This window comes from Alteromonas sp. PRIM-21 (assembly GCF_027563165.1).
GTDB classification, from domain to species: Bacteria; Pseudomonadota; Gammaproteobacteria; order Enterobacterales; family Alteromonadaceae; genus Alteromonas; species Alteromonas macleodii_A.
Genome location: NZ_JADOEK010000020.1, coordinates 1 through 14,296, shown reverse-complemented (window position 1 = coordinate 14,296; position 14,296 = coordinate 1). Strand labels below are relative to the sequence as shown.

Sequence of the window (14,296 nt, the reverse complement as noted above, 5' to 3'; positions counted from 1 at the left end):
CGCCTTCTGAGTGGGCAATTACCTATGAGGGTTGGTATTATAGTGAAGTGACCACACATTGTTCAGTTAGTTGGCAGACTAACCAATTTTGCCTCTATATTAGTGAATTAGAGTGAGAACGAGTACAATACTCTTAACGCGTTTTCGTTAACGTTTTAAACAGGTTAAAAAAACTACATGCAACAAGCCGACAACTCGGATTATCAAATTAAGCGCTTTTTACAGTATCTGAAAGCGTACAAAGTGCCTTTTGTGTTTGCCATTATCGGTATGATTGGTTATTCCGCGGTAGATACTTTTGTATTTTCACAGCTACAGCCAATGATTGATGAATCGCTAGGTAATAACGATAAAGATTATCTTCGGATGGCTGCGTACGCCATAGTTCCATTGTTCCTATTGCGCGGTGTGTTTAATTTCTTAGGCAGCTATACATTAAACTGGATTGGTGCCCAAGTTGTTATGCGCATGCGCCAACAGCTGTTCGATAAATACATCCATTTACCCGTGTCATTTCACGATAATCATGCAGTTGGCGGGCTTATAAGTAAGGTCACTTATGATACTGAGCAAGTAGCTAACGCTTCTGGTAAAGCTTTGTTAACGCTTGTCAGAGAAGGCGCGCTGGTTATTGGTTTGCTATGTGTCATGTTCTATTACTCATGGCAGCTTTCACTTATTTTTCTTTTGATTGGCCCTATCGTGGCGGTGATTGTATCTATTGTCAGTAAACGTTTTCGCATCGTTAGCAAAAGCATACAAAAATCAATGGGCAACCTTACGTCGTCAGTAGAGCAGGCGGTAAAAGGTCACAAAGTTGTGATCATGTTTGGCGGCCAAGAAATAGAACAAAAACGCTTTAAACAGAAAAATAATCACAATCGCCAGCAGTCGATGAAGCTTCATGTGACCTCTATATTAAGCGTATCGTCAATTCAGGTTATTGCATCAATAGCGCTTGCTGTTGTTCTGTTTATAGCCAGTACGCCAGGCATGCTAGAAAAGCTAACGGCTGGTGTATTTATCAACGTCGTATTTTGCATGGTAATGCTGTTGAAGCCTCTAAAACAGCTCACTACCATTAACAACCAATTCCAAAAAGGCATGGCAGCGTGTGCCAGTATCTTTGAAATTCTAGATGAAGCTGATGAAGAAGATAAAGGTAAAACAAAGGTTGAACGCGCTACAGGTAAGATAGAATTCGACGACGTCACCTTTTCTTACCCGGGCAAACAGACACCTGCATTGTCTAATGTGAGTTTTAAAGCTAACCCCGGCCAATCAATTGCCCTAGTAGGGCGTTCGGGAAGTGGTAAGTCGACAATCTCATCATTACTTACGCGTTTTTACGTACCGCAAGAAGGTGAAATACGCCTAGACGATAAGCCGCTTAACGACATTGACCTAAAAAATCTGCGAGCGCAGTTTGCCGTGGTTTCACAAAATGTGACGCTATTTAACGATTCTATTGCGAACAACATTGCTTATGGTGCGCGAGAGAATGTATCTCGAAAAGACATTGAGAATGCAGCTAAGATGGCGCATGTTGAAGAGTTCTTATCGAACCTACCTGATGGTTTAGATACGGTTATCGGTGAAAATGGCCTAATGCTATCGGGTGGTCAGCGACAGCGTATTGCTATTGCTCGGGCAATCCTTGCCGAAGCGCCCATTCTGATTTTGGACGAAGCGACTTCTGCCCTTGATACTGAGTCTGAGCGCTTAATTCAAGGTGCGCTGGAAACGCTGCAAAAACGTTGTACGAGTATTGTTGTGGCCCACCGTTTGTCTACCATTGAAAATGCAGACTGCATTATGGTGGTTGAACAAGGCCGCATTCTCGAGAAAGGCAAACACAACGAGTTGCTTGAAAAAGGTGGTCATTACGCACAGCTGCACGCACTGCAATTTGGTGAGGCTAAGTGAGTCAATTGCAAAGTAAAACCAAGCACGATAAGTGGTATTTTGGCCATCCATTAGTGTGGCTGCTATCACCGCTTGCGCTGTTGTTTTACTTTGTCTCAGCACTTCGACGTTTATTATTTAAAGTAGGTCTTAAAAAAGCTTACAAAGCGAGTGCGCCTGTCATCGTAGTTGGCAATATTTCGGTAGGTGGTAACGGTAAAACTCCGGTTGTAGTGGCGTTAGCCGATTACTATCAAAAGCAAGGCGTAAAGGTAGGTATTTTGAGTCGCGGGTATGGCGCTACGTCACCGTTTTATCCTCGATTAGTTAACGGCGAGGATGATGCTACTGAGGTAGGCGACGAGCCCCGCTTATTAGCTATAAGAAGCCAGTGTGATGTAGTTATCGACCCAGTACGCGCCCGCGGTGCCGCTTATTTAAGTGACGAGTTGCAATGTGATTTAATTATCTGTGATGATGGCCTTCAGCATTACGCGCTTCATCGCGATGTTGAAGTTGTGGTAATGGATGACAGAAAAGTGGGAAGCGGTTTTTTGTTACCAATGGGGCCACTACGTGAAGGGCAATGGCGTTTAAATACCGTTGATGCGCTAATCCATAACAGCCGTTCAATGCCAACATTCAATAATGCCGTAGCGCCTCAATATTTGATGACGTTAGTCGCAGGGGATTTTACCTGTGTGGCTAACAGAGTGAAAACCACAACGCTTGAAGAGATTAAAAAAGTGCCTTGCAGCGCAATTGCTGGTATCGGTTCTCCACAACGCTTTTTTTCTCAGCTTAGAGAAATGGGTATTCAACTTTCTTCTGCTACTCCATTGGCTGATCATCATGCTATAACGCCTTCAGATATAACCAATGGCAGAGTGTTAATGACGGAAAAAGATGCGGTGAAAGCGGCATCCTTCGCCCACGACGATTGCTGGTTTTTACCCGTTACCGCTTATTTGGCGCCAGATTTTTTTAATTTAGTAAACGTAAAACTTGCCAAAGCAGGTTTAAAGATTCACCAAAACGGACAGGAATAATAACAATGGCCTTTGATAAGAAGCTTTTAGAAGTTTTGGCTTGCCCAGTGTGTAAGGGAAAATTAGTTCTGAGTGATGATAGCACCCAGTTAGTGTGTCGATTTGATAGATTGGCTTTTGATATTAAAGATGGCATCCCTGTACTTATCGAGAGTAAAGCAACAGCATTGTCGTTAGACGATGTAGACGCAACGCGCTAATAAAACGTTTAATTAAGTGGTAAGTAGGGGCAAATAAAAGTTATGTCATTTACAGTTGTGATACCCGCTCGGTATGGCTCAAGTCGGTTTCCAGGCAAACCTTTAGCGTTAATTGGCGGTAAACCAATGATTCAACACGTCGTTGAGCGTGCTAAGGAGGCGGGCGCCGATACCATCATAGTGGCAACCGACGATGAGCGCATTCAAAACGTAGTGGCCGGTTTTGCCAAAGTCTGTATGACGTCAGTTAATCATCAATCAGGAACAGAGCGTATTGCCGAGGTTGTAGAAAAAGAAGGCATTGACAGCGCTACTATTGTGGTGAATGTACAGGGTGACGAACCCTTTATACCTGCAGAAAATATCAGACAGGTTGCCGACAACCTTGCTAATGCGCCTCAGTGTCAAATGGCTACACTGTCTACGCCAATTGAAAGTGTTGAAGACGTATTTAATCCAAATATCGTAAAGGTATTGGTGAATGAAAAGGGAGAGTCAATCTACTTCTCGCGTTCTCCCATTCCCTTTGAACGAGATCACATGATGGCGAACCCACAATCTGCAAACACGTCGCTGTACAAACGCCACATAGGTATTTATGCCTACCGCGCTCAATACATTAAGCAATATGTGGCGTATGCACCTAGTTCGCTAGAACAAATAGAGTCATTAGAACAGCTACGTGCTATATGGTATGGCGATAAAATTCACTGTGAAGTTGCGATAGCACCGCCTCCGGTTGGAATTGATACACCAGAAGATCTAGAACGCCTTTTGAAGACTATAAAATAACGAGAAATGAGTGCAGAAATAGGGCTTAGCGCTTATTAGTATTGAGCGATAAACCCTAACGAATCAGCCAGTTCTTGTGAAAGGTTAATGAAACCTTTTTAAAGCATACACATTGTAACAAGGGAACCGTTATGAACGTAGTAATTACCGGTGGCAATAGAGGCATAGGCCTTGCGCTTACCAAGCAATATAAAGCACGTGGCGCAAAGGTTTATGCCACTTGTCGTAATAGCTGTGATGAGCTAAACAGTGCAGGTGTGACCATTATCAAAGGTGTGGATGTATCTCAGCCTGAGACATTGGCTGAAAAACTTGCTCCTTTAATGGACATCAATATCGATTTGCTCATCAACAATGCTGGTGTACTTGGACGTGAAAGTCTTGATGACTGGGACCCAAACACTATCGACTACCAGTTTCGCGTTAATGCGATGGGCCCACTTCTTGTTACGCAAACACTGCTGCCTGCAATGGCGCAAGACAGTAAAATTGCGTTAATCACCAGTCGCATGGGTTCAATGGCTGACAATGGTTCAGGCGGTTATTACGGGTATCGAATGTCTAAAGCTGCGTTAAATGCAGCGGGTGTTTCTATGGCCAATGATTTAAAGCCTAAAGGAATTGCTGTAGGTATCTTCCACCCTGGATTCGTGCAGACTGAAATGGTAAATGGAGCAGGGGATATTAATGCGGATACTTGCGCTGAACGTTTGTCACAACGTATTGATGAACTAGATGTAACTAACGCAGGTCGCTTTATTCATTCAAATGGTGAAGTATTGCCTTGGTAGGCAGTACCTTTATCTTCCGCCGCTCTCGGACAATAAAAAACCTATCGGCGATAGTTCCGATAGGTTTTCAATTTCTAACAAGTAAACAAGCGGCGTATTAAGGTCAATTTAAAAGCCGCTTTCTAAGCTCTTTTTTGGCTTTCTGTTAGCTTGCTACGTCAGCGCCTTCTTCTTCGTCCTGATCTTCAGACAGTACAGCCCACACGTCGTGCTCGTTAGCATGGATTACTTCTGCCCATACACGATCGCCCGGTTTTACATCATAAACACCGTTTAAGTGAACCAGGCCGTCAACTTCTGGCGCATCTGCGTAAGTACGACCTACAGCACCTTCTGCATCAACACTGTCAATGACTACTTGATATTCGTTGCCAATTCTGGCTTGTAAACGAGCTTGACTGATTTCACCCTGTACTTCCATAAAGCGCGCAAGGCGGGTTTGTTTTATATCCTCCGGTACTGGGTCAGGCAAGTCGTTTGCTCTTGCCCCTTCAACGGGTGAATAGGCAAATGCGCCAACGCGATCAAGCTGGGCCTCACGAAGGAAATCCAATAGTTCTTCAAACTCTTCTTCTGTTTCGCCCGGAAAGCCAACAATAAATGTTGAGCGAATAACCAGCGACGGGCACTGCTCGCGCCATTTCTTAACGCGTTCAAGAACGCGCTCGGCACTGCCTGGGCGCTTCATTAATTTAAGAATGCGTTTATTGGCGTGTTGGAAGGGAATATCCAAGTACGGAAGAATTTTACCTTCGTTCATTAGCGGTATAAGGTCATCGACGTGCGGGTAAGGGTATACATAGTGTAAACGGACCCAAATGCCCATTTCACCAAGCTTTTCACACAGTTGTTGCATGTGCGCTTTAACTGGCATGCCGTTCCAGAACCCCGTTCTGTGTTTAACATCAACACCATAGGCGCTAGTGTCTTGTGAAATAACCAATAGCTCTTTAACACCTGCGTCTTTCAAACGCTTAGCTTCATCTAGTACGTTACCAACTGGGCGGCTGACTAAGTCACCTCGCATAGAAGGAATAATGCAGAATGTGCAACGGTGGTTACATCCTTCTGAAATTTTCAGGTACGCATAGTGACGCGGCGTTAATTTTACACCATGGTCAGGAATAAGATCTTCAAACGGATTGTGCTGTGGCTTTGGAAGATGATCGTGTACTTGTTCCACTACCGTTTCGTAGGCGTGAGGGCCAGTAATCGCTAACACGTTCGGGTGAAGCTCTCTAATTTCGTCCTCTTTAACACCGAGGCAGCCAGTCACGATAACTTTACCGTTTTCTTTAAGTGCTTCACCGATGGTATCTAGCGACTCTTCAACTGCCGCATCAATGAAGCCACACGTATTAACGATAACGAGATCTGAATCGTTATAGGTAGGGACGACGTCATAACCCTCGGTGCGAAGTTGAGTAAGAATACGCTCAGAATCAACTAAGTTCTTAGGGCAACCTAAGCTAACAAAACCAATTCTGCTGCCATTGCTTTGCTGCGAAGGTTTGTTATCACTTAATACCTTCACTGGCGTTTCTAGCGTGGTGGTTTTATTTACTACTTTGTTTGGATTAAACGTTTCTACTGTCATCTAAAATATCACCTGGAAAATGACTGAGCTTAAAATGGCCGCGGATTATACAGGAAAACCCGCGTAGACGCAGTATATATGTTTAGCGTTAACGATATAAGTTGTTAGCGCATACTTAGAGTAGCGCGTCGGAAAACGTTTTTGGGGAGTATGAAAATTAAAAGCGACAGATTATACGGTTAAAGCAACAACAAGAAGGTTTAAAAAAGCGTTGTCTACCCCCACTTTAGTCAATTCTTAGAGATAAATAACATCAGGACTTATGGTGTCCTGAAGATTCAAAGTTGCAAACATAGAAGTGAAAATATGCTCAAATTACCGCTAGCTTTTTATGATGAGTCAGGGAGAATTCTGCCGCCACGTTGGCTCTATAGCGTGCTTATTCTTCTTTGCATAGATTGGTTAGCGTTTATATTTTCTCTAGCTTCTCGTGCTCAAACCAGTGAGCTACTCGCATTTTTTTACCCGCAAAAAGAAAGCTTGGGTTTAGGGCTAGCAGCCAGTTTACCCGTGTTAATGGCTTTGGTTTTAGTTAGTCAGCGTGAACGTTTGTGGAAAAAAGAGTATTTAGCTTGGCGAAAATGGGTTATACCACTGGCTCAGTTGGGTGTACTGGCACTCTTAAGCGTTCAGATATATTACACAATGCACCATCACTGGGGGTTTGAAACTATTACGGGCGTGAAAATCGTTTTTTACAGCATAGCTTTATATGCTATTTCCAAGAGTCGCCACTTGAAGTGGATGGTAGAGGATTGGGAGATGCCCAATCCCTGAAAGTATGGTTCCCCAGAGCTAATACCGAAAGATGCGTTAACCGAGAGAAGCGTCATCCGAGAGAGCCAGCAACCGTGCAACTTAATTACACTTGAGGTTGATTAAGTACAAGGCCAATAAATATTTAGTGGCTACCTAAGTGATTGCCCAGCGCTTGTTCATAATAAGAATTAACGCTTATTTGACTGTCGTTGACCAGCCGCTCATAGCAAATACCTGCTAATGCGTAGGTATTTTCACCGACCTTCAAAAATACGGCAGGCGCTTTTGGATTAGACTGATCGTAAATCCACTCGCCATCTAGCTGTGCTTTTAAAATTTCGCCAACATAAGCGCCGAAGATATTGCAAATAGTGAAGACAGCTTCATCTTCTAACGCTAAATCGTGATATTTATCCACGAAGCTAAGTAAAATATCATCGACAATTTTTACGCTAGCAGGTGAGTGGTCGAGTACAATTTCGAACTCATCAGCTGCAGTAACCACAGCGTCCTTTGCGCAATCTGCCATTAATTTATTGAGTTCATCAGGTGACATTTTGTTCTCCTTCTCACCAATGCTTTTAATATACCAAGTCAACGCTGAAAAAGCCCTCAGGACAAGGTGTTATATGTTTTTAACTATTGTGCGTAAGTTATCGGCTAAAGTCTATTTTTGTCCAGTTAATCTATTAATTACACTTGCAGCAGCGAACATACCAAATGTGGCGGTTACCGTTACTACAGCACCAAACCCGCCTGCACAGTCAAGTCGTGTACCGCCTTCCATCGCAGACTTATTGTAGCAAACCGAACCGTCTGGCTGTGGATAGCGCAATTGCTCTGTAGAATAAATACATTCGACCCCGAAGCGGCGTTTGGGGTTTTTACTAAAATTATAGTTACGTCTAAGCTCACTGCGTAGCTTAGCAGCAAGTGGATCTTGAGTTGTTTTAGCTAAGTCGCCCTTTGTTACCTGCGTTGGATCTATTTGACCGCCCGCACCGCCAACCGTAACAATGGGAATTTTGTTGCGTTTACAGTGAGCTATCATCGCCGCTTTAGCGCGAATACTGTCGGTAGCATCAACCACAGCGTGCATTTCTTTATTTAACAATGTGGCTGTATTTTCAGGTGTAACGAAATCCTCGACACAGATCACGTTGCAAGCTGGGTTTATCAAGTTTATCCGAGCCGCAATTGCGTCGACCTTTGCTTCTCCGATAGTGTTTGAGAGCGCATGTATCTGTCGGTTCGTGTTCGTAACGCAAACATCATCCAAATCAATAAGTGTAATAGTGCCTACGCCTGAACGAGCCAGTGCTTCGGCAGTCCAACTTCCAACACCACCAATGCCGACTACGGCTACATGACTATTGGCTAAATTATTGGTTTGCTGCGCGCCATACAAGCGCACGATACCGCCTAAACGAGGGTCATCAGACATGCTTCACTTCACTTAAAAATTAACTAACAAAGGCGTGTGCTAACGTTAAAACGTACAAACACGCTAGCAGGGCGCGCATCATCTCAAAAGTGAACACTAAAGATCAATACACTCCAGTTTTTTCGAATAATAAATCCGATTTTAAGCGACATACGTTCTACCCAATACATGTTTAAATGAATTCATTGTTTAATGAAGTAATAAAAAGGGGCAGGCATATGGGCTTACTCGTTGATGGGAAGTGGCAAGATAAATGGTATGACACCAGTAAAAGCGGTGGCAAATTCGAACGTCAAGCATCTAAGTTTCGTGACAAAGTCAGTAACGAAGATGGTTCCACGTTTCCCGCTGAATCTGATCGCTATCATCTTTATGTCTCGTTAGCTTGTCCTTGGGCGCACAGAGCGCTTATATTTAGAAAGTTAAAGGGATTGGAGGCGCATATTGATGTTTCGGTGGTACACCCTGAGATGCTTGATCAAGGCTGGGAGTTTAAAGATTACCCAGGATCAACGGGAGATAAGCTTTATAACTTTGATTATGCGCATCAAATTTATACTAAGGCAGAACCTGAGATAACCACTCGTGTTACCGTTCCAATTCTTTGGGACAAGCAAACTGAAACTATCGTTAATAATGAATCAGCGGAGATTATTCGTATTTTTAATAGTGGGTTTAACTCACTTACTAATAATGACGACGATTATTACCCAGAAGCGTTACGCGAAGAAATCGATACCATCAATAACATGGTATATCACGACATTAACAACGGTGTATATAAAGCTGGATTTGCTACAACGCAAGAGGCTTATGAAGAGGCCGTAACTGCATTGTTCTGCGCCCTAGATAGGGTTGAAGAAAGGTTGAGCAAACAACGTTATTTGGTTGGCAGCAAAATAACAGAAGCAGACTGGCGCTTATTTACCACGCTGATACGCTTCGACGCTGTGTATCACGGGCATTTTAAATGCAATAAAAAGCAAATCGCAGACTATCCAAACATCTACGGGTATATGATAGAGCTTTATCAAGTACCGGGTGTTGCTGAAACAGTGAACTTCGACCATATAAAACGACACTATTACTACAGCCACACTATGATAAATCCGACGCAGGTCATCCCCGTGGGACCAGAGCAAGATTTAATGTCGCCTCATGATCGCGACAAATTTGAAAGTTAAAGGTTAAGTTCGTTAAGGAGCAACACTGCCAATGCATTTTGAAAGCGTCGCCGAAAAACACGTGCTAACACTTTTAGAATTTGAGCTTATTAATAAACGCTATTTTGAAATGTCTATAGCACCAAGAGAGGCGGCGTTTTATTCAATAGATGGTGTTGGCAATCACGTTAGTGAATTGCGCTACTTAAAACAACAGGGAAGAGCATGGGGCTATGTGCTTGTTGACAGGCAGCGAAACAACCAGGTGGTAGCCCGTGCTAATATCAAAAATCGACAGGGCAACAGGGCGGAAATTGGCTATAGAGTTGCCGAAAAAGAAAGCGGTAAGGGCATAGCTTCTCGCTGTGTTTTATTTTTGATAGATGAGGCCAAAAGCATGGGCATCACAACGCTTTGTGCTGAAGTCATGGATAACAATCCCGCTTCTGAAAAAGTACTTATTAAAAGTGGTTTTAATCCTACACTATGTTTTTATCGCAAGTATCAGCATCAAGGTGTTCTGTATAACAGTACCCACTTTGAACTTTCGCTTTAGGTTCACTGATTAAAAAGGTGATAGTCAAACGCTGTGTTATTCAAATTGAAATAGTATTTCACTCTCCCTAATGATTTAATACCAGTATCTTTAAATACATGTTTTCTTCTCTTTTGCGATAAATATAAAGGGCGGTATGCCCCTTTAGGTCGTAAGAGGCGGTAATGTAATCATAAATAGTTAAAACACAGGGAATTTCTAATTAAATGGCGACCCCAATTACCTGCTTTAAAGCGTACGATATCCGTGGCGAATTGAATTCACAGTTAACTGAAGAGGTAGCGTACCGAATTGGCTATGCTTTTGCGCAAGAGCTCGCAGCAAAGACTGTTGTTGTTGGCAGCGATGTACGCCTTACTTCTACTCCGCTGAAACTTGCGTTAAGCGCAGGTCTTATCGATGCTGGAGCTACTGTTACCGACATTGGCATGGCAGGAACCGAAGAAATTTACTTTGCTACCAAACATCTTGGCGTTGACGGTGGTATTGAAGTAACTGCCAGTCACAACCCTATCAACTATAACGGTATGAAACTGGTGAAAGCAGGCTCTGTGCCTATCAGCGGAGACACAGGCCTTAACGCGATTAAAGAAAAAGCAGAAGCGTTAGAGGACAGCTTTGTATCAGAGAGGTTAGAGCATTATACCAATGGCGTTAAGATTGACGCTGATGCGTTTTTCAACGGTACTGCTCATGTAGATGAAGTAAAGCTTTCACAAAGCGATAAATACACTGTGAAATCGTGCATGACTGACTATGTTTCGCACATGCTATCTTATGTCAATCTAAGTAATTTTACGCCTTTAAAGGTAGTGGTTAATGCCGGTAACGGTGCGGCTGGGCCTGCACTTGACGCAATTGAGAAAGAGATGAAAGTGCAGGGTGTACCGATTGAATTCATTAAAGTACATCACAAGGCAGATGGTACTTTTCCAAATGGTATACCAAACCCTCTTTTACCTGAAAATCGTGCAGACACAGCTGACGCGGTTAAATCATCAGGTGCTGATTTCGGTATTGCATGGGATGGTGACTTCGACCGCTGCTTCTTATTTGATGCAGACGGTGAATTTATTGAAGGGTATTACATTGTTGGCTTGCTTGCTGAAGCTTTTATCGAGAAAAATGCCGACAGCAAAATCATTTATGACCCACGCGTGTACTGGAACACAGAAGATATCGTAGCGAATGCAGGCGGTACACCGATTAAATCTAAAACAGGTCATGCATTTATTAAAGAACGTATGCGTAAAGAAGACGCCGTTTACGGCGGAGAAATGAGCGCGCATCACTACTTTAGAGATTTTGCCTACTGTGACTCGGGCATGATCCCTTGGCTATTAATTGCTGAATTGGTATGTGTGAAAAAACAAACACTCGCAAGTATGGTAAAAGAACGTATTCAGGCGTTCCCATCGTCAGGCGAAATTAACAGTAAACTTAAAGACGCTGACGCGGCACTTGAACGTGTAACCAGTAAGTATCAACCTCTCGCGAGCGTTATCGACACGACTGACGGATTAGGATTAGAATTCGATACATGGCGCTTCAACTTGCGTAAATCGAACACTGAACCAGTTATCCGATTGAATGTTGAAAGCAAAGGCGACATCGCGTTGATGGAACAAAAAACAGAAGAGTTACTTTCACTTATACGCGCTGAATAATTACCTTGCGCTTATGAAAATACTGTAAGGTAAAGAACTAAGGCGATAATAATGCTTTATTATTATCGCCTTTTTTATTTGTGAAGAAATTGTTGGAATTAATAATACTATCAGTGGCTTAAAGGTTTTATTTGCTGGTTATGCGTAACGGTAAATTGGCCGTTTCCGAGCACACATGCTACATCTATACGGTACCTATACCAGTAAATAAATCATCCAGGCGTGACAGATAACCACAACGCTAGTTAAGCCCATACGCAAACTGATATAACTGACAACCTGCTCTTTAGGAAGGCTTAGCGTGAACTTGTCATAGATTAATATTGCAACGTAGCTAAGTGACAATACGCCAAAAGCTTTTACATCATGTGAGAATACTAAACACAGCCACCCTACGATTGTCGGCAACATTGCGATAAGCATTTGCTTGCCATAGCGTTGGTTACTTACTGCGTCCCACCAATGAATACCTCCAAAGAAAGATAACAACACAGCTGAGTACTGCACAAAGTAAACTGCACTTTGCGTTAGAGATAACAAGTTAAGCTGATAGGCTAGTGGCATTGCTACAAAAGGAATAAGACCGGCGATACCTAAAAAAACCGCAGAATAGGGCATGGATGTTCCTTGACGATGGTTGTATAAACAAAAATAGCGCCATGAAGGCGCTATTTTTACTATTAAGCGTAATACTTAGTTCAGTGTTACCTGAATAATTACTTAATCGGCGTGTACTTACGCTGGCTGTGGCCAGTGTATAGCTGACGAGGACGACCGATCTTCTGTTTAGGGTCGCTCATCATTTCATGCCAGTGTGAAATCCAGCCTACTGTACGAGACAGAGCGAAGATACACGTAAACATGTTGGTAGGAATACCAATTGCCTTAAGAACGATACCTGAGTAGAAATCTACGTTAGGGAACAATTTCTTCTCTGCGAAGTACGGGTCGCTCAACGCAATTTTTTCAAGTTCCATTGCTACTTCAAGTAGTGGATCTTTAACGTTAAGTTCGCTTAGTACTTCGTGGCAGCTTTCACGCATTACTGTGGCACGAGGGTCGTGGTTTTTGTAAACGCGGTGACCAAAGCCCATAAGACGGAACGGGTCGCTCTTGTCTTTTGCACGAGCAATAAACTCTGGAATGCGGTCTACAGTACCGATTTCTTCAAGCATGTTCAGACATGCTTCGTTGGCGCCGCCGTGAGCAGGGCCCCAAAGTGATGCAACACCTGCAGCAATACATGCATATGGGTTTGCACCAGATGAACCAGCAAGACGAACAGTAGACGTTGAAGCATTTTGCTCGTGGTCAGCATGAAGAGTAAAGATACGGTCCATCGCGCGCTCAACAGCTGGGCTGATTTGATACTCTTCTGCAGGAACAGAAAACATCATGTTCAGGAAGTTAGCTGCGTAGCTAAGGTCATTACGTGGGTAAACGAATGGTTGACCGATGTTGTACTTGTAGCACATAGCAACAAGCGTTGGCATCTTAGCGATTAGACGGTGTGCGCTGCGTTTGCGTTGCTCTTCGTTAGAAACATCTAAATCACTATGGTAGAACGAAGACATAGCACCAACGGTACCGCATAGCATTGCCATAGGGTGCGCATCGTTGCGGAAACCGTGGAAGAACATGTTGATTTGTTCGTGTACCATGGTGTGACGTGTAATCGTCTCTTTAAATTCTTCGTATTGTTCTTTTGTTGGTGCATCACCGTGAAGAAGCATGTGGCAAACTTCTAGGTAGTCTGCGTCACGTGCAAGTTCTTCGATAGGGAAACCGCGGTGTAATAAAACACCTTGAGCGCCATCAATGTAGGTAATTGAAGACTCGCAAGATCCTGTCGCCATAAAACCTGGGTCGTACGTGAAATAACCGTGTTGGCCTAACGTACGGACATCGATTACATCTTGTCCTTCGGTGCCAGACAAGATAGGAAGCTCGATTTCCTTACCGCCGGCTTTAAGAATGGCTTTCTGATCTGCCATAAAATGCTCTCCTCAGAATGGTTCTGTTTGCAGCGAAAACGGACGAAAATATCCGCTTCGGTGGGAAAAGTGGGCGTATTTGTACTTTATTATGCACCACCAAGTCAATTTAATTGCATATTTGAACAATAAATATTCTGAATTGCTTAAAAAAATGCTAGCAATTAAGTAACGTTCAATTAACTCATTGGTAAATCACTTTGCCCGATACAGTGCAATTATCAATTGCTTTTCGACAAAGGTAAACCACCGATTAATAAATATATTAACAGCTTAGATTAAAAAGTAACCTCTTCATGAAGAATAATTACGCATTCAGATTAAAAGTGCTTAATTTCTTATTGATATGCATAGTTATTCTATTTAGCTACTGATAAAC

General features: G+C 43.0%; 14 protein-coding genes. 9 read left to right on the top strand and 5 right to left on the bottom strand.

Features of this window, described 5'->3' with window-relative positions:
- Positions 1 to 177: 177 nt before the first annotated feature.
- The 5 genes from msbA to IW644_RS18910 all read left to right on the top strand — a co-directional run bounded on the left by msbA (position 178) and on the right by IW644_RS18910 (position 4,737).
- Entirely contained in the window at positions 178 to 1,926 is a 1,749-nt protein-coding gene (gene msbA / locus IW644_RS18930) for a lipid A export permease/ATP-binding protein MsbA (protein ID WP_269918900.1), read from the top strand.
- Positions 1,923 to 2,954 carry a tetraacyldisaccharide 4'-kinase gene (lpxK, locus tag IW644_RS18925; protein WP_269918899.1) on the top strand — a complete coding sequence of 344 codons (1,032 nt, stop codon included), beginning with the start codon at positions 1,923 to 1,925 and terminating at the stop codon, positions 2,952 to 2,954. The genes msbA and lpxK overlap by 4 nt, the downstream gene beginning before the upstream one ends.
- 5 nt (positions 2,955 to 2,959) lie before the next feature.
- Positions 2,960 to 3,154 carry a Trm112 family protein gene (locus tag IW644_RS18920; protein WP_014949430.1) on the top strand — a complete coding sequence of 65 codons (195 nt, stop codon included), beginning with the start codon at positions 2,960 to 2,962 and terminating at the stop codon, positions 3,152 to 3,154.
- A 42-nt stretch (positions 3,155 to 3,196) separates the two neighbouring features.
- Positions 3,197 to 3,946: a 3-deoxy-manno-octulosonate cytidylyltransferase gene (gene kdsB, locus IW644_RS18915; protein WP_179983382.1), complete on the top strand. Its 750-nt coding sequence runs from the start codon at positions 3,197 to 3,199 to the stop codon at positions 3,944 to 3,946.
- Positions 3,947 to 4,077: 131 nt separating this feature from the next.
- Positions 4,078 to 4,737 carry an SDR family oxidoreductase gene (locus tag IW644_RS18910; protein ID WP_269918898.1) on the top strand — a complete coding sequence of 220 codons (660 nt, stop codon included), beginning with the start codon at positions 4,078 to 4,080 and terminating at the stop codon, positions 4,735 to 4,737.
- 145 nt (positions 4,738 to 4,882) lie between these two features.
- Here the strand turns inward: IW644_RS18910 and rimO are convergent, their stop codons facing one another.
- A complete protein-coding gene (rimO, locus tag IW644_RS18905; RefSeq protein WP_269918897.1) occupies positions 4,883 to 6,334 on the bottom strand; it encodes a 30S ribosomal protein S12 methylthiotransferase RimO in 1,452 nt (483 codons plus the stop codon).
- A 306-nt stretch (positions 6,335 to 6,640) separates the two neighbouring features.
- Here rimO and IW644_RS18900 point away from each other — a divergent pair, with 306 nt between their 5' ends.
- Positions 6,641 to 7,111: a DUF2919 family protein gene (locus IW644_RS18900; RefSeq protein WP_269918896.1), complete on the top strand. Its 471-nt coding sequence runs from the start codon at positions 6,641 to 6,643 to the stop codon at positions 7,109 to 7,111.
- 124 nt (positions 7,112 to 7,235) lie between these two features.
- Here the strand turns inward: IW644_RS18900 and IW644_RS18895 are convergent, their stop codons facing one another.
- Together IW644_RS18895 and tcdA are read right to left on the bottom strand one after the other, a co-directional pair.
- The gene (locus IW644_RS18895; protein ID WP_269918895.1) at positions 7,236 to 7,649 is read right to left on the bottom strand and encodes a hypothetical protein; all 414 of its coding nucleotides are present in this window, start codon (positions 7,647 to 7,649) and stop codon (positions 7,236 to 7,238) included.
- 111 nt (positions 7,650 to 7,760) lie between these two features.
- On the bottom strand, positions 7,761 to 8,537 hold the full coding sequence (gene tcdA, locus IW644_RS18890) for a tRNA cyclic N6-threonylcarbamoyladenosine(37) synthase TcdA (protein WP_179983388.1): 777 nt from the start codon (positions 8,535 to 8,537) through the stop codon (positions 7,761 to 7,763).
- A 218-nt stretch (positions 8,538 to 8,755) separates the two neighbouring features.
- Between tcdA and IW644_RS18885 the strand changes: the two genes are divergently transcribed.
- The 3 genes from IW644_RS18885 to IW644_RS18875 all read left to right on the top strand — a co-directional run bounded on the left by IW644_RS18885 (position 8,756) and on the right by IW644_RS18875 (position 11,923).
- Complete coding sequence (locus tag IW644_RS18885; RefSeq protein WP_269918894.1) at positions 8,756 to 9,721, top strand: glutathione S-transferase family protein; 966 nt, start codon at positions 8,756 to 8,758, stop codon at positions 9,719 to 9,721.
- A 31-nt stretch (positions 9,722 to 9,752) separates the two neighbouring features.
- Positions 9,753 to 10,256: a GNAT family N-acetyltransferase gene (locus IW644_RS18880; protein ID WP_269918893.1), complete on the top strand. Its 504-nt coding sequence runs from the start codon at positions 9,753 to 9,755 to the stop codon at positions 10,254 to 10,256.
- A 206-nt stretch (positions 10,257 to 10,462) separates the two neighbouring features.
- The gene (locus tag IW644_RS18875; protein WP_269918892.1) at positions 10,463 to 11,923 is read left to right on the top strand and encodes a phosphomannomutase CpsG; all 1,461 of its coding nucleotides are present in this window, start codon (positions 10,463 to 10,465) and stop codon (positions 11,921 to 11,923) included.
- Between the two features lie 195 nt (positions 11,924 to 12,118).
- Here IW644_RS18875 and IW644_RS18870 read toward each other — a convergent pair whose 3' ends face one another.
- A complete protein-coding gene (locus IW644_RS18870; RefSeq protein ID WP_269918891.1) occupies positions 12,119 to 12,541 on the bottom strand; it encodes a DUF3429 domain-containing protein in 423 nt (140 codons plus the stop codon).
- 98 nt (positions 12,542 to 12,639) lie between these two features.
- Positions 12,640 to 13,917: a citrate synthase gene (locus IW644_RS18865; RefSeq protein WP_179983394.1), complete on the bottom strand. Its 1,278-nt coding sequence runs from the start codon at positions 13,915 to 13,917 to the stop codon at positions 12,640 to 12,642.
- Positions 13,918 to 14,296: the final 379 nt, after the last annotated feature.